Genomic DNA, 15,752 nt, shown 5'->3' with positions numbered 1-15,752 from the left:
CGGGCGGGCCCTGAGTGATGAGGGCTCTGCTGTCGTCAGCCGCGATTGGAGCCCGACAGCACGTCGATCAGCACCGCAACCACCAGCACCACGCCCTTGACGATCATCTGCCACGAGGCGTCGACGTTCATCTGCTGCATGCCGTTGTCGAGGCTGGCCATGACAAGCGCGCCGATCAGTGCGCCGTAGACGGTGCCCGAACCGCCTCGCATCGACGTGCCGCCGATGAAGCAGGCCGAGATGGCATCCAGCTCGCCGCCCACACCTGCCGAGGGCGAACCCGCCGCGGAACGCGCGGTGGTGATGATGCCCGCGAAGGCGCACATCAGGCCCATCAGCACGAACACGAACAGTTTGACGCGACCGACGTTCACGCCGGACAGGCGCGTGGCTTCCATGTTTCCGCCCACGGCATAGACGTGACGGCCGAAGACGGTTTGCGTTGCGACGTACGAGAAGATGGCCAGAAGCACCAGCAGAATCAGCACCGGCAGCGGCACGCCGCTGGCGTCGTTGAGCACCGCGACAAAGCCAAACGATGCGGCGGCGATCGCCAGCAGCTTCAGCGCGTCAGCCCACATCGGCGTGAGCGAGAGCGACAGGCGGGCACGCTCGCGACGGCGCAGCACGGTCAGCACAACGGAACCGGCAACGATGACGGCGGCGAGCGACCACGACAGCCATGCCGGCACGAAGCTCTGCGCAAGGTTGCCGAGGTCATCGGGCACCGGGGCGATCGTCACGCTGTCGGTGCTCCACTGCAGCAAGCCGCGGAAGGCCAGCATGCCGCCCAGGCCGACGATGAACGACGGCACCCGCAGCTTGGTCGTGATGAAGCCGTTGACCACGCCGATGGCCGCGCCCGCCACAAGCACCGTGCCCACGGCCAGCCAGGTGTTCCACCCGAGGTTGACGGTCAGGATGGCGACCAGGCCGCCCAGCAGGCCAAGCAGCGAGCCGACCGAAAGATCGATCTCCCCCGCGATGATGACGAACACCATGCCGCAGGCCAGCATGCCCGTGACCGACATCTGCAGGAACAGGTTGGAGATGCTGTTGGGCTTGAGGAACGTGCCGCTGGTCTGGAAGTAGAAGAAGACCCAGATGAGCGCCACGGCCAGCAGCAGCGCCAGCACCTTGTAGCGCACGAACAGTTGCTGGATGGCACGGCCGTCCAGGCGCGGGCCGCCGTTGCCGCCGCTTTGGCGGGCGAGTTGGGATTGCAGGATATTGGACATGGCAATTCAAGCCGCTTGGCGGCCGGGTTCAGCGTTGATTGCAGCAGCCAGGATGCGCTCCTGGGTCAGGCCTTGATTGACGAAGTCGCCGCGCAATTGGCCCTCGCCGATGACCAGGACACGATCGCTCATGCCAAGGATTTCCGGCATCTCGGAAGAGACCATGATGATCGCCACGCCGCTGGCGGCGAGGTCGGCAATCATCTTGTAGATGTCGTACTTGGAGCCGACATCGACACCGCGCGTGGGCTCATCGAGGATGAGCACCTTCGGCATCGCCAGCACCATCTTCGTGACCACGGCCTTCTGCTGGTTGCCGCCGGAAAGGCTGGCAATCGACAGCGCCGGGCTGGCCGTCTTGATGCGCAGGCGCTTGATTTCGCGGTCGACGGTGGTCAGTTCTGCGCCCTTGTCGACACGCAAACCGCGCGCGTACTGGGCCAGCGTGGCCAGCGTGATGTTTTCGCCCACGGCCATCAGCGGGACGATGCCGTGGCGCTTGCGGTCTTCGGGCACCAGGCAGATACCGTTGGCAATTGCCTGAGCGGGCGTGCTGACCTTGACGGGCTTGCCCTCGATCGTGATTTCGGCGCTGGAGCGGCCAGGGTAGGCGCCGAACAGCGCCGACACCATCTCCGTGCGGCCGGCGCCCACGAGGCCCGCCACGCCGAGAATCTCGCCGCGGCGCACGGCAAAACTCACGTTGTCGGTGCGCTTGCGGTTGGGGTTGGTGACATCCCAGCAGGTGACGTTGCGCGCTTCCATTACCACTTCGCCCACGGTGTGTTCCACCTTCGGGAACAGCGATGTCATTTCGCGGCCGACCATCATCGTGATGATGTTGTCGATGGTCATGTCGGCGGCGGGGCGCGTGCCGATGTGCTTGCCGTCGCGGATGACGGTGACGGTGTCGCACACGCGCTTGACCTCATCGAGCTTGTGCGAAATGTAGACGCACGCCACGCCGCTGCGCTTGAGGTCGTCGATGATGGACAGCAGCACCTCGATTTCCTTGGCGGACAGCGACGAGGTCGGTTCGTCCAGGATCAGCAGGCGCGCGTTTTTGGCCAGCGCCTTGGCAATCTCGAAGAGCTGCTGGTGGCCGCTGCCGTAGTTCATCACGGGCGCGGCCACGTTCACATCGGTCAGGCGCAGGCGGGCGAGGAGTTCTTCTGCCTTGGCGTGCATGGCGTCGTAGTCCATGCGGCCCCCCGGCTTGGTGATCTCGTTGCCGAGGAAGATGTTCTCCGTGACGGAGAGCTGCTGCACCAGCATCAACTCCTGATGGATGATCACGATGCCGGCGCGCTCGCTGTCGCGCACGGAATGTGCGTGCAGCGGCTCACCTTCCCACAGGATCTCGCCTTCGAAGGTGCCGTAGGGGTAGACCCCCGACAGCACCTTCATGAGGGTCGATTTCCCGGCGCCGTTCTCCCCGCACAAACCGACGCACTCGCCCGGCTTCACTGCCAGGCTGACGCCGTCGAGCGCGCGCACACCCGAGAACGACTTCACGATGTTGCGCATTTCGAACAGGGTGCCGTTACTGCTCATGGCGTTCTCCTACTGACTACGACTGACCACTGCATCGGCGGCTTACTTGCCGAAGATCTGCTGATGCGTATAGAAGCCATCCTTGACGACGGTGCTGTCCAGGTTGTCCTTGGTCAGCAGCGTCGGGGTGAGCAGCACGGTGTCGACGTCCTTCTTGCCGTTGTTCAGCTTGGTGTTGAACTTCGGCGTCGTGCCCTTCACGAGGTCGACGGCCATCTCGGCGGCGGTGGCGGCGATCTGCTTGATCGGCTTGTACACCGTCATGGCCTGCGTGCCTTCGGCCACGCGCTTGACGGCGGCCAAGTCGGCGTCCTGGCCCGACACCGGCACCTTGCCCGCCAGCTTCTGGCGTGCCAGCGCCTGGATCGCGCCGCCGGCCGTGCCGTCGTTGGAGGCAACGATGCCCTGGATGTTGTTGTTGTTCGCGGTCAGCGCGTTCTCAACAATGTTCTGCGCCTTGGAGGGGTCCCACTCCGGCGTCCACTGCTCGCCGACGATCTTGATGTCGCCCTTGTCGACGTACGGCTTGAGCACCTTCATCTGGCCTTCGCGCAGCAGGCGTGCGTTGTTGTCGGTGGCGGCGCCGCCCAGCAGGAAGTAATTGCCCTTCGGCGCGAGCTTGACCACGCCCTGCGCCTGCAGCTCGCCCACCTTCACGTTGTCGAAGGTCACGTAGCCGTCGATGTCGGCGTTCAGGATCAGGCGGTCATACGACACCACCTTGATGCCCTTCTTCTTGGCGCTGGCAATGGCGTTGCCCAGCACCTTGGAGTTGAACGGCACGATCACGAGCACGTCAACGTTCTGGGCGATCAGGTTTTCGATCTGGGCGATCTGCTTGGCTTCGTTGGCGTTGGCCGACTGCACGTTGACGGTCGCGCCCAGCTTCTTGGCCGATTCGACAAAGTAGTCGCGGTCGTGCGTCCAGCGCTCCACGCGCAGGTCGTCGATCGAGAAGCCGATCACCGGCGCTTCCTTGCTGGCGTGGGCCGAGGTGGCCGCGAAGGTCAGGACCGCCGCAGCGGCGAGGGTATTCAGTACGCGGGAAATCATGAAAGGTCTCCTATTGTGCGCAAGTGCGTGCTTAGAACGTGACGCCGGTCTTCAGGCCGACGACGAAGGCATTCTTGTTTTGCGAAGTGCCGCCCGGGTGAAGGATGTACTGCAGATTAGGACGGAAGTACACAGACTTCACCGGCGACCAGCTGTAATACAGCTCGCTCACGTATTCGTAACCGTCACCCACCACGGTATTGGCGCCGGTGCGGGCATTCGTCTGACGGACAAAGTCGGCGTAGCGGCCGTTATTGTGCGTGGCACCCACGGCAAACCCCACCGTGTCGGACAGGCGATCGAATGGTCCCTTGTATTGCACGCCCACCGAGATCTGATGATCGGTCTGCGCGGTGTTGCGATCGGCCTGCGAGAAGTTCAGGAACACCGTGGCGCCGCGTCCGTCGGGCGCACCCGTGATCTGCTGCTGCAGGTTCAGGTAGACGCCGTACTGGCCGTTGCGCTGCTTGGCGTCCAGGCCGGTGATGCCGCGGGCGTTGCCGTTCACGTCTTCGTACAGGTCTTTGCCGTTCGAGGTGTTGTACCAGACGCCTGCGCGGTACGTGCCCGGGCGGCCCTCGATGGTGGGCATCCAGCCGAATTCCAGCGGAATCAGCGCGCCGGTGGTGCCGCCGGGGTTGTTCAGCTTCCAGCCGTTGCGGCGCGCCCAGCCGTCATCCACGTAGTTCGGGTTGACTTGGTACACGCCGATCTGCGCATAGGTTTCGGCCGAGGTGTGCACCTTGGCGCGTGCGCCCCACTGGCTGGTCGGCCAGTTCACCCAGTAGCCGCCGACCAGGTTGCCCGGTTGCGAGCCGCAGAACGTCAGGTTCTGGAAATCGCACGAGAACGAGAAGAAGTCTTCACCCACCGTCACGCGGCCGGCCTTGATTTCCAGGCGGTCGTTGAGCAGCTTCTGGTTCAGCCAGAACTGCGTCAGGTGCCAGGTCTGGCCGCGACCATAGACTTCCTGGATCAGCATGTTGTTGCCGATGTTCGCATCGCTGCCGAGGTTGCGGCCGTTGCGGTCGGTGACGGTGGCCTGGAACGTGGCGCCCTGCCAGCCGACAAGTTTCTGCAGGTCCAGCGCCGTACCGATGACCCATTGATCGGTGTAGCGCGTGAGATGTTCGGTACCGCCGCTGAAGTTGTGCGCAACTTCGCTGCCGTAGCCGAGGTTGAAGGTCACGCCCTGTTCGGCCAGACGGGTGCGCAGGCCGCCCCAGTCGCCGGTCAGATACGGGCTGGTGGTGATGTCATACGCGTGGGCACTGCCTGCGCCCAGCGCGAGTACGGCGGCTGCAATGGCCGACGCGCCGACGCGTTGACCAAAGCGCGTGTTGCGGGATTGACGACGTGCGGCCGGACGTGCGGCTTCAAGCTCCATGGACTGTCTCCTGATATTGGACCGGCTGTCATGCGTGACAGCGGTGTCAGCGTTCTCTTCTGAATAGTGTGGCGGGCCGACGGACGCAAGAATGGCCACAATTGACAGCGCTGTCAATCTCGGGGTTTGCCCTAGTTCGGGTGGCGTTGGACGCTGTGCCGTGGATCGCGCGGCCCGATGTTGCGACGCAAAAAATCGGTGCCGCCCGAGCAAGCCCCGCCCGGGTTACCGGGCTTCGTACATGGCATCGACCTTGCTCATGTTGCGCGCCGTTTCCTCAACCCATTGGAGGTGCCGATATGCAACGCGAAGATGTGACGGAAATGATCGTCCTGCAGAAGATCAGGAAGCAGTTGAGCTGGGCCCACTTGGCCGAGGTGATCGGCCATAGCAAGGAGTGGAGCACCGCTGCGCTGCTCGGCCAGATGACGTTGACTGAAGCACAGGCCAAGGCCGTGGGCGCGGCATTGGAATTGCCGGAAGAGGCCGTCGCGCTGCTGCAGGTGCCGCCGTACAAAGGCTCGCTCCCGACGGCCGTGCCGACCGACCCGCTGATCTATCGCTTCTACGAACTCATCAGCGTGTACGGCACGACATTCAAGGCGCTGATCCACGAAGAGTTTGGCGACGGCATCATGAGCGCGATCGATTTCAACATGGACCTCACCCGCGAGCCCGACCCGAAGGGCGATCGCGTGCGCATCGTCATGAGCGGCAAGTTCCTGCCCTACAAGACTTACTGAGCCGTCACGCGTCGTCTTCGCTGTGGCCGCTGCCGTCGCTGTGGTCGTGTTCGTCGATCAGCGGCCGATGGCGGCGCGGCATCTCGGAGTCGAGCACGAGGCGGCCGTGCACGCGGCCCTTCATGCGCGTCACGTGATGCGTGCAGTCGTCCATGTGCGTACTCATCAGTTCACGCACGGTGTCGGCGTCGCGCGCGCGGGCCGCATCCAAAATCTGCCGGTGGAACTTCACGTTGGATGCGCCGAACTTCGCGTGGTCCTTCGGCGAGGTTTCGTTGCCGAACACCACAAGCTGCCGAATCATCTCGTTGATCAGCTCGCAGCAGAACCGCAGCATCGGGTTGGGATTGGCCGCAGCCAGGATGTCGTGAAAGCTCAGATCTTCCTGACGCTGGTCGAGCGGCGCAGCGGCCTTGGCGGAAGCCGGGTCGCACAGGTCGATGGTGTGCTCGAGCGCCCGGAAATCGTCTTCGGTCAGATGCGGTACTGCGCCTGCAGCCAGTTCAGGTTCAAGCAGACACCGCACGGTGTAGACGTCCGCAATGCCGATGTCCTTGAAGAACAGATAGTTCTGCATGAGCTGGAACGTGCGGTCCAACGGCACCTCGACGATGGTGCCGCCGCCCGCGGGGCCCGTGCTCACACTCACCAGGCCTTGCACCTCCAATGACTTGAGGGCCTCGCGGATGGTCCCCTTGCTGACCCCGAAGGTCTCCTGCAGCTTGACCTCCTGTGGCAGCTTGTCGCCGGGCTTGAGGTTGCGCTGCGTGATGAGCCGCTTCAGTTCTTCTGCAACGAGGTCGGCGCGCTTCTGCTTGCGGATGCCGATCGACGCCGTCTTGCCTGGTCCGAGTGTGGCCATGAATGTCCGTTCCTTGTTGCGCGCATTCTAACTGCCGGGTTGTGCTGCACGGCCTGCCCGACGTGGTGCATGCATGCCCTTCGATCGTGCGCACGCACCGCGTATCCGCATCGTCGCCCGGCACCTCCATCGCACACACCTTGGCGTAAACACCGACCTCGTCGTCGTTGACGCGGCGTGGAGGCGGCTTCTATGATGATTTCGCCTATTTATCATAACAAATATAAGAAACTGGTCTGGTTCTTGCTCGACGTGATGGTCGGCGAAAACCTCGCCGGTGAAGGCCTGGAGGAAGCTGCCGCCGGTGGTGGCTCCGAGCGCTGTTCTGTATCCACACGAACCCAAGGAGTGCGCTTTGAATCGTCGAGATTTGCTCAAACTGGCGGCGCTGTCCGCTGTGCCCGCGTCGCTGCTGCAGGCCCGTTCTGCGTGGGCCGCCGATGCCATCGAACTGGGCTGTCCGGTGCCGATGTCCGGTCCGTTCGCCGCCAACGGCAAGTTCGCCGACCTCGGCATGAAGCTCGCCGTGGAGCAATACGGCAAGGTGCTGGGCCGGCCGCTGGCATATAGCGTGCTCGACACCGAAGGCAAGCCGGCCACGGCCGTGCGCAAGGTCCAGGAACTCGCGCAGCAGAAGAACGCGCGTTACTTCGCGGGCGGCATCCTTTCGTCCGAATCGCTGGCGATGGGCAAGGAGGCGGAGAAGTTCGGCGGGGTGTTCATCACGACCGCGGGCGCCGACGAAATTACCGGCAAGGACTGCAACCGCGCGACCTTCCGCTGGTCGGTGCCCACATACGGCGCCATCGAGCGTACCGTGCGCCCGCTGATCGAATCGATGCCCAAGGCCAAGCGCTGGTACACCATCACGCCGCAATACGTGTTTGGCGACGGGTTGCTGTCGGCGGCCAAGACCATCTTCAAGGAAAAGGGCATCGAGCATGTGGGCAACAGCTATCACGCGCTCACCGAGAAGGAATTCAGCGGCTACCTGACCAACGCGATGGCCGCCAAGCCCGACGTGCTGCTGATCCTGAACTTCGGCTCCCAATCGTCCGACACGCTGCGCCAGGCGGTGAGCTTCGGCATGAAGAAAAACACGACGATCCTGGTGGCGTGGGCGTCTGGTCTGGAGCAGTTCGAATCGCTCGGCGCCGACCTGTGCGACGGCGTGTACTTCGGCGCGCAGTACTGGCACGACGTCGATACGCCCGCCAACCGCGATCTCGTGAAGCGCACGCAGGCTGCGTTCAAGACCAACCCCAACTACAGCCTGGCAGGCTCGTACACCTGCACCAAGATCCTGCTCGACGCGATGGCCAAGGCCGGCAGCGCAGATCCGAAGGCCGTGATTGCCGCGCTGCAGGGCATGAAGTACGACGGCCTGACGGGCCCCGAAGAAATTCGCGCGGCCGACCACCAGGTGCTCAAGAACTACTACCTGCTCAAGGGCAAGCCCAAGAACCGCATGAAGGACAAGGACGACTTCGCCGAAGTGGTCGCCGTCGGCAAGGCGTTCCTGCCGGTCGAGCAGACGCAGTGCAAGCTGGCCTGAGGGTCTGATCTGCCGCACGCCCGGCTTCAGTTGCTGAAGCACGGGCGCTTGTCTTCCTGAGTGCCATTTCGGTCAACGCAATGAACGTCTACCTGCTCCAGGTCGTCAACGGCGTGGGGATCGGCATGCTCTACTTCCTGCTGGCGGTGGGGCTGTCGATCATCTTCGGGCTGTTGCGCTTCGTCAATTTCGCCCACGGCGCGTTTTATGCGCTGGGCGCGTATCTCTGCTTCCAGGCCCTGCAGATGGGCATGGATTTCTGGCTGGCGTTGGTGCTTGCGCCCATTGTCATCGGCGCGCTGGCGTGGGTGACGGAGAAGGTGCTGCTGCGCCACGTCTACGCGCAGGCGCACGAATTCCACATCCTCGTCACGGTGGGTCTGGCCCTGGTCGTGCAGGAATTGATCATCGTGGCGTGGGGGCCGCTGGGCGTGGATGTGCCGGCGCCCGATGCCTTGCAGGGCGTGGTGATGTGGGGCGATTTCGTCTACCCGAAATACCGCCTGTTCGTCATCGGCTTTACGGCCGTGCTGGCGCTCGCCCTGTGGTGGCTGCTGGAGGGCACGCGACTGGGCAGCGCGGTGCGCGCGGGCAGTGAATCGACCGAGATGGTCTCGCTGCTCGGCATCAACGTGTTCCGCCTGTTCAGCTTGATGTTTGCACTGGGCGCGGCAACGGCAGCGGTGGCCGGTGTGCTGGCTGCGCCCATTCGCGGCGCGGAGCCCTTCATGGGCGTAGAGGCCCTCGGCGTCGCCTTCGTGGTTGTGGTGGTGGGCGGCATGGGCAGCTTTGCGGGGGCGCTGGTCGGCGGCCTGCTGGTCGGCATCGTGCAGAGCCTGATGAGCACGCTGTGGCCCGAGGGCGCTCGGCTGATGATCTACGTGGCGATGGCGGCCGTGCTGCTGCTGCGCCCGCACGGCCTGCTGGGGAGGGGATGATGCAAGCCGCATTCCATGGAATTTCGCGTCACCGCTTCTGGTGGCTGGCGCTGGGCGTGACGTTGCTGCTGCCGCTGGTGCTGAACTCGGGCACGTTGGCCACCGAAGTGCTCGTCTACGCGATGGCCGTGATGGCCTGCAACGTGCTGCTCGGCTATACGGGGCTGCTGTCGTTCGGGCAAGGCATCTTCTTCGGGCTCGGCAGCTATGCCGCGGGCATCGGGCTCACGCAACTGGCGCTGCCGATGCCGGTGGCGCTTGTCCTGGCCGTGGTGGTGGGCGCGGTCGTGGCGGCGCTGGTCGGCTGGTTTGCCATCCGCCAGCGCGGCACGTACTTCGTCATGCTGACGCTGGCTTTCTCGCAGATGTTCTATTTCCTGGCCTACACCACGCCGTCGCTCACAGGCGGAGACAACGGCCTGCTGGACATTCCGCGTCCGGCGTTTGCGGCGTCGCCGTGGGCGTTCTACGCGTTTGTCGCGGCGCTGTTCCTCGTCGTGTTTTTCCTCGTGCAGCGTGTGACGGAATCGGTGTTTGGCCGCACGCTGCTGGCCATTCGCGACAACGAAGAACGTGCGCTCGCCGTCGGCTACAACGTGCGCGCCTTCAAGCTGCTCGCGTTTGTCATCTCCGGTGCGGTGACGGGACTGGCGGGCGCCCTGCACGCCATGCTCACGGGCATCGCGCCGCTGGCCAATATCGACTACCACGTCAGCGAGATGATTCTGGTGATGACCGTCATCGGCGGCACGAGCAACGTGTTTGCCTCGGTGTTGGGCGCAGCGTTCTATGTGTTGCTGTCGGACTGGCTCTCGAGCCTGTGGCCGCGCTGGCTGATGCTGCTGGGCTTCCTCTTGATTGCGGTGAGCCTGTTCATGCAGCGCGGGCTGTTCGGGCTCGGGCAGAAGCTGTGGCAGCGCCTGCGCGCGCCGCGACACGCACCGGCGGTGCAGGAGGAGCGCGCATGACCACCACGCCCATCCTCCAGGCCACCGGCATCGTCAAGCAGTACGGCAAGTTCACGGCACTGGGCGGCGTTGACTTGCGTGTGATGCCCGGCACGGTCCACTCCGTCATCGGGCCCAACGGCGCCGGCAAGACCACGCTGTTCCACATGCTCACGGGCACGCGCATGATCACCAGCGGCACCATCGTCTTCGATGGCCACGACGTGACGCGTGAAGCCGACTACCAGCGCGTACAGCGCGGCATCGCGCGTTCGTTCCAGGTGACGAGCCTGTTCCCGAGTCTGTCGGTGCGCGAGAACCTGCGCCTGGCCGCACTCGGCACCACGCCGCGTCGCGCCATGCACGGCTGGCGCCTGCCGCAGGGCGATCTGGCTTGCACCGATACGGTCGACCGCGTGCTCGATCGACTTGAGTTGCCGCGCCTGGCCGACACGCCGGCGGCCGCGCTTTCGCACGGCCAGCAGCGGCGGCTGGAAGTCGGCATGGCGCTGGCCGCCAACCCGCGCGCGATCTTTCTCGACGAGCCGACCTCCGGCATGGGCGTGGACGACCTGCCCGCCATGAAGGCGCTCATCCGCGGCCTGGCGCAGGACCACACGGTCGTGCTGATCGAACACAACATGGACATCGTGATGGACATCTCCGACACGATCACCGTCATGCAGCAGGGCAAGGTGCTGATGGAGGGCACGCCCGATGCCGTGCGGGCGGACCCGCGCGTGCGCGCCGCGTATCTCGGCAACATGATCACGGGAGGTAAGAAATGACGACGACGGCGATTCTCGACGTTGCAGACCTCCACGGCTATTACGGCAAGAGCCACGTGCTGCAGGGCGTGGCGCTCACGGTGGGTGAGGGCGAACTGGTGACGCTGCTCGGCCGCAATGGCGCCGGAAAATCGACCACCCTGAAGACGATTGCCGGCGTGGTGACGCCGCGTGGCGGGCAGGTGCGTTTTCGCGGCAAGGACATCGCCGGGCAGCCTCCGCACCGCATTGCCGCACAGGGCCTGTGCCTCGTGCCGGAGCATCGCGGCATCTTCAAGCTGCTGACGGTGGAAGAGAACCTGAAGCTCGGTGCGCGGCGCGATTCTCCGTGGCAGCTGGCCGACATCTACCGCATCTTCCCGCGCCTGCACGAGCGGCGGCGCAACGGCGGCGCGAATCTCTCCGGCGGCGAGCAGCAGATGCTCGCCATCGGGCGCGCGCTGATGAACCACCCGCGCCTGCTGATGCTCGACGAGCCTGTCGAAGGTCTGGCGCCCGTCATCGTGGAAGAGATCGTTGCGCAGCTGAAGGTCATCAAGCAGGCGGGCGTGTCCATCCTGCTCGTCGAACAGAACCTCGAAGTCTGCACGCAGCTCGCCGATCGTCACGTGATCATCGAACAGGGCCGCGTGGTCTACACCGGCACCAACGAAGCCTTCCGCGCCGACGACGCCATCAAGGACCGCTACCTTGGCGTCGGCCTGGCCGCTTAAACGTACACATCATGACGACCACCCAACTCGACACCACTTTGCGCATCAACGGCGCACGCCTGTGGGACACGCTCATGCAGCAGGCGCGCATCGGCGCCACGCCCAAGGGCGGCGTGCGCCGCCTCGCACTGACCGATCTCGACCGGCAAGGCCGCGATTTCTTCGTTGCACAGGCCGAAGCCGCAGGCTGCACCGTGCGCGTTGACGCCATCGGCAACCTCTTCGCGCGCCGGCCGGGGCGCAACAACGCGCTGCCGCCCGTCATGACCGGCAGCCACATCGACACGCAACCGACCGGCGGCAAGTTCGACGGCAACTACGGCGTGTTCGCGGGCATCGAGGTCGTGCGCGCGCTCAACGATGCGGGCATCGAAACGGAAGCGCCCATCGAAGTGGCCGTGTGGACCAACGAAGAAGGCTCGCGCTTCGTGCCGGTGATGATGGGCTCCGGCGCGTTCATCGGCGAGTTTGCGCTGGACGCCGTGCTGGCCGCGCAGGACCGCGACGGCGTGGCCGTGGGCGAGGCGCTGCGCAGTATCGGCTACGCGGGGAGTGAGCCTGTTGGCGGCCGAGCCGTCGGCGCCTACTTCGAAGCGCATATCGAACAAGGGCCGGTGCTGGAGGCGCACGCCACGACCATCGGCGTGGTGACGGGCGCGCTCGGCCAGCGCTGGTACGACGTGGTCTTGACCGGCATGGAAGCGCACGCCGGCCCCACGCCGATGGAGCTGCGCCGCGATGCGTTGCTGCCCGCCGCAGAACTCGTCGGCATTGCCAACCGCATCGCGCTGGAGCGCCCGCCCCATGCACGGGCCACGGTGGGCTGCCTGAGCGTGCATCCGGATTCGCGCAACGTGATTCCGGGCCAGGTATCGATGACGATCGACTTCCGCGCGGCCGACGACGCGATGTTGTCCGACATGGACGGGGCGCTGCATGACGCAGTGGCGGAGTTGCGCACACGCAGCGGCATCGACATCGCATTGCGCCAGGTCGTCTACTTCCCGCCGCAGCCGTTTGACGCCACGTTGGTGAACGCGGTGCGCAGCGGCGCGCGGCAGCTCGGGTTGTCGGAGATGGACGTGATCAGCGGCGCAGGCCATGACGCGGTCTACCTCGCGCGCGTGGCCCCTACCGCGATGATCTTCGTGCCGTGCAAGGACGGCATCAGCCACAACGAGATCGAAGACGCCCGCCCCGAACATCTGGAAGCCGGGGCCAATGTGCTGCTGCACGCGATGCTGCAGGCCGCTGGCCGCGTTTGACACCATCACCCGACCGCTCATGCGCATCCTGATCGCCCGCTTCAATCACGAGACGAATACGTTCTCGCCGGTGCCGACGCCGCTGGCATCGTTCCATCCGCACTACGGCGCCGACGCGTACCGCGCCGCCAAGGGCACGCGCACGGCGGCCGGTGCGTTCATCGATCTGGCGGAGGCGGCAGGCGCGGAAATCGTCGTGCCCGTCGTGGCCGGAGCGAACCCCAGCGGACGCGTCGCTGCCGAGGCGTACACAACGTTGTGCGACGCCATCGTCGCGGTGGCGCCGGGGTGCGATGCGCTCTTGCTCGACCTGCACGGCGCGATGGTCGCCGAGAACAGCGACGACGGCGAAGGCGATCTGCTCGAACGCCTGCGCGCGGTGATGCCCGATGTGCCGATTGCCGTCGCGCTGGATCTGCACGGCAATCTCACGCAGAAGTTCATCGACTTGGCCGACATCGCCGTCAGTTTCAAGACGTATCCGCACGTCGACATGTACGAGACCGGCGAGCACGCCGGCCGCCTGCTGTTCGACAAGCTGGCCGGCCGCGCGAACCCCGTGCTCGCGTGGCGCCGCCTGCCGATGGTCACGCACACCCTGCGCAGCCGCACCGACGAAGGCGCGATGCACCGCGCTGTGGCGCTCGCCAAACAGGCCGAGAACGACGGCATGCTCGCCGTGTCCGTCCTGGCCGGATTCGGGCTGGCCGACATTGCCGCGCCGTGCCTTTCCGTCGTGGTGGTCGGCAACGGCGACAAACATGCCGCCGACGCTGCGGCGCAACGCATTGCCGATGCCATCTGGGCTGATCGCGAAGGGTTCGTCTACCGCTCCGAACCGCTGACCGAATCGATCGCGCGGGCAGCCAGATTGGCGGACGCGCCCGGCAGCGGCCCCGTGCTGCTGCTCGACCACGGCGACAACTGCATGTCCGGCGGCACGTGCGACGACATGCACGTCCTGCACGAAGCGTTGCGGCAAGGCTTGCTCGGCATCGCCGTCGGGCCGGTGTGCGACCCGGAAGCCGTCGCGGCGATGATCGAGTCGGGCAAGGGTGCCACGATCACGCTGCCGGTCGGCGACAAGGTGCCGCTCGTGCAGCTCGGCATCTACCCCGTGCCGCGCGCGCTGACGGGCAAGGTTGTCGCCATCAGCGACGGCGAATACACCATCACGGGGCCGACCTATACGGGCCAGCGCATCCGCATGGGGCGAACGGCGCTGCTCGACATCGGCGCTGCGCAGATCGTCGTCACCGAGACGCCGCAGGAGCATTGGGACCTCGGCATCTTCACGCACATCGGCGTGGACCCACATGCCGCGCGCTTCGTGCTGTTGAAGTCACGCATGTATTGCCGGCCGGTGTTCGTGCCCATTGCCAGGGCCGTGGTGGAGTGCGACGGCGGCGGCGTGACGAGTTCGGACTACACCCGCTTCCCGTTTGCCAAGGTGCAGCGGCCCGTGTTTCCGCTCGATGCGGACGTGGTGGCCGCCTGAGCGCTACGCGCTGTCGCGCTCAACGAGCGTGAAACCCACATCCACCGTGCGGCGTTCTTCGTCGCCGTGTTCGATGCGGTCGATCAGCAACGTCGCTGCCAGCTTGCCGATGCCTGTGCCGTCGATGCGGATGGTGGTGAGTGCGGGCGTCGTGTCCTTGGCGAACACCTGGTCGCCGTAGCCGACCACGCGGAGTTGCCGGGGCACGGCAATGCCGCGATGTTGGGCCTCCATCAGCACGCCGAGCGCCAGGATGTCGGCACCGCAGAAGATGGCATCGGTGTCCGGATGCTGCGCGAGCAATGTGCCCAGTGCGCGCCGCCCGTCGCCCAGGTTGGCGGGCGATTCGGCGGCAATCACGGGAATGTCGGCCTCTGAGCCGAACGCCTTTACGAAGGCTTGCGCGCGGGCCTGTGCGCGGCGGTCGCTCGGCGTGATGATGGCGGGGTGCTTTGCGCCGCGCTGCTTCAGATAGCGCGCCGCCGCCTGGCCGACCTTCTGGTGGGAGAAGCCCACCAGCATGTCCAGCGGGTTGCGCGTGATGTCCCAGGTTTCCACTACCGGCACGCCGGCCGCCTGCAGCTTCTGCCGCACGCTGGCGGAGTGCACCACGCCCGTCAGCACGATGCCCGCGGGGCGCCGTCCGACGATCGCGTCGAGCAGTGCATCTTCGCGTGATTCGTCATAGCCGCTCTGGCCGATCAGCAATTGATAGCCTGCCGCAGCCAGCTCGGTGGTCAGCGCCGCGACCGTTTCCTGAAACACGCTGCCCGCAATCGTCGGGATGAGCGCGACGATCAACCGGCTGCGGTTGGATGCCAGTGAGCCGGCCACGAGGTCCGGCGTATAGCCGGTCTGCCGCACCGCTTCGCGCACGCGCTGCAGCGTGTCGCCCGACACCAGCTCCGGCGTGTTCAGCGCACGGGACACCGTCACCTTCGTCACACCCACCAGCTTGGCAAGGTCGCTCAATGTGACGCGCCCGGTGTTCTTGCGCGCACGGCGTGTGGCCGCAGGCGCGGTTTCTACGAGGGACACGGTCGTGGACTTGGTCACGTGATCGATGGGCCGATTAGGGAAACACAGGGAAAAAGGGGCTAGCAATTATCGCAAAACCCGACTACGATTGCGCCAATGTTACCGGTTACATAAACCGGTAACATAAAAACTCATGACAGACGACGGATGCACCAGAAGACAGCCCGGAGGAG

Annotated in this window: 14 protein-coding genes; 8 read left to right on the top strand and 6 right to left on the bottom strand. The window is 65.2% G+C overall.

What is annotated here, in order from left to right; genetic code table 11:
* Positions 1 to 35: 35 nt before the first annotated feature.
* From R2669_RS16985 to R2669_RS16970, 4 genes are read right to left on the bottom strand one after another with little or no spacing between them, the layout of a single operon-like run.
* On the bottom strand, positions 36 to 1,238 hold the full coding sequence (locus tag R2669_RS16985; protein WP_147218522.1) for a sugar ABC transporter permease: 1,203 nt from the start codon (positions 1,236 to 1,238) through the stop codon (positions 36 to 38).
* Positions 1,239 to 1,244: 6 nt separating this feature from the next.
* The gene (locus R2669_RS16980; RefSeq protein ID WP_316901375.1) at positions 1,245 to 2,792 is read right to left on the bottom strand and encodes a xylose ABC transporter ATP-binding protein; all 1,548 of its coding nucleotides are present in this window, start codon (positions 2,790 to 2,792) and stop codon (positions 1,245 to 1,247) included.
* Positions 2,793 to 2,834: 42 nt separating this feature from the next.
* Positions 2,835 to 3,845 (bottom strand): D-xylose ABC transporter substrate-binding protein, encoded by a 1,011-nt coding sequence (xylF, locus tag R2669_RS16975; RefSeq protein ID WP_147218518.1) that lies wholly within the window; start codon positions 3,843 to 3,845, stop codon positions 2,835 to 2,837.
* 31 nt (positions 3,846 to 3,876) lie between these two features.
* A complete protein-coding gene (locus R2669_RS16970; protein ID WP_027679690.1) occupies positions 3,877 to 5,232 on the bottom strand; it encodes a carbohydrate porin in 1,356 nt (451 codons plus the stop codon).
* 299 nt (positions 5,233 to 5,531) lie between these two features.
* Here R2669_RS16970 and cynS point away from each other — a divergent pair, with 299 nt between their 5' ends.
* A complete protein-coding gene (gene cynS / locus R2669_RS16965; RefSeq protein WP_316901373.1) occupies positions 5,532 to 5,975 on the top strand; it encodes a cyanase in 444 nt (147 codons plus the stop codon).
* Positions 5,976 to 5,979: 4 nt separating this feature from the next.
* Here cynS and R2669_RS16960 read toward each other — a convergent pair whose 3' ends face one another.
* Entirely contained in the window at positions 5,980 to 6,837 is an 858-nt protein-coding gene (locus R2669_RS16960; protein ID WP_316901371.1) for a FadR/GntR family transcriptional regulator, read from the bottom strand.
* 355 nt (positions 6,838 to 7,192) lie between these two features.
* Between R2669_RS16960 and R2669_RS16955 the strand changes: the two genes are divergently transcribed.
* The 7 genes from R2669_RS16955 (at position 7,193) to R2669_RS16925 (ending at position 14,541) form a co-directional block, all read left to right on the top strand.
* A complete protein-coding gene (locus R2669_RS16955) occupies positions 7,193 to 8,392 on the top strand; it encodes an ABC transporter substrate-binding protein (protein WP_316901369.1) in 1,200 nt (399 codons plus the stop codon).
* A gap of 80 nt (positions 8,393 to 8,472) precedes the next feature.
* A complete protein-coding gene (locus R2669_RS16950; RefSeq protein WP_009240143.1) occupies positions 8,473 to 9,330 on the top strand; it encodes a branched-chain amino acid ABC transporter permease in 858 nt (285 codons plus the stop codon).
* Positions 9,330 to 10,298, top strand: coding sequence for a branched-chain amino acid ABC transporter permease (locus R2669_RS16945; protein ID WP_316901490.1), 969 nt, complete (start codon positions 9,330 to 9,332; stop codon positions 10,296 to 10,298). Before R2669_RS16950 ends, R2669_RS16945 begins: the two co-directional genes overlap by 1 nt.
* Positions 10,295 to 11,065: an ABC transporter ATP-binding protein gene (locus R2669_RS16940; protein WP_147218506.1), complete on the top strand. Its 771-nt coding sequence runs from the start codon at positions 10,295 to 10,297 to the stop codon at positions 11,063 to 11,065. The genes R2669_RS16945 and R2669_RS16940 overlap by 4 nt, the downstream gene beginning before the upstream one ends.
* Positions 11,062 to 11,778, top strand: coding sequence for an ABC transporter ATP-binding protein (locus tag R2669_RS16935; RefSeq protein WP_045218983.1), 717 nt, complete (start codon positions 11,062 to 11,064; stop codon positions 11,776 to 11,778). Before R2669_RS16940 ends, R2669_RS16935 begins: the two co-directional genes overlap by 4 nt.
* An 11-nt stretch (positions 11,779 to 11,789) precedes the next feature.
* Complete coding sequence (locus tag R2669_RS16930) at positions 11,790 to 13,043, top strand: Zn-dependent hydrolase (RefSeq protein WP_316901368.1); 1,254 nt, start codon at positions 11,790 to 11,792, stop codon at positions 13,041 to 13,043.
* A 19-nt stretch (positions 13,044 to 13,062) separates the two neighbouring features.
* The gene (locus R2669_RS16925) at positions 13,063 to 14,541 is read left to right on the top strand and encodes a M81 family metallopeptidase (protein ID WP_316901366.1); all 1,479 of its coding nucleotides are present in this window, start codon (positions 13,063 to 13,065) and stop codon (positions 14,539 to 14,541) included.
* A gap of 3 nt (positions 14,542 to 14,544) precedes the next feature.
* On the opposite strand, the gene R2669_RS16920 is transcribed toward R2669_RS16925, so the two are convergent.
* Complete coding sequence (locus R2669_RS16920) at positions 14,545 to 15,597, bottom strand: LacI family DNA-binding transcriptional regulator (RefSeq protein ID WP_316901364.1); 1,053 nt, start codon at positions 15,595 to 15,597, stop codon at positions 14,545 to 14,547.
* Between the last annotated feature and the right edge of the window lie 155 nt (positions 15,598 to 15,752).

Origin of the sequence: Ralstonia edaphi (assembly GCF_958350185.1) — a bacterium.
GTDB classification, from domain to species: domain Bacteria; phylum Pseudomonadota; class Gammaproteobacteria; order Burkholderiales; family Burkholderiaceae; genus Ralstonia; species Ralstonia edaphi.
The sequence above is the reverse complement of the archived record's forward strand: the minus strand, read 5'-3'. Positions and strand labels throughout refer to the sequence as shown.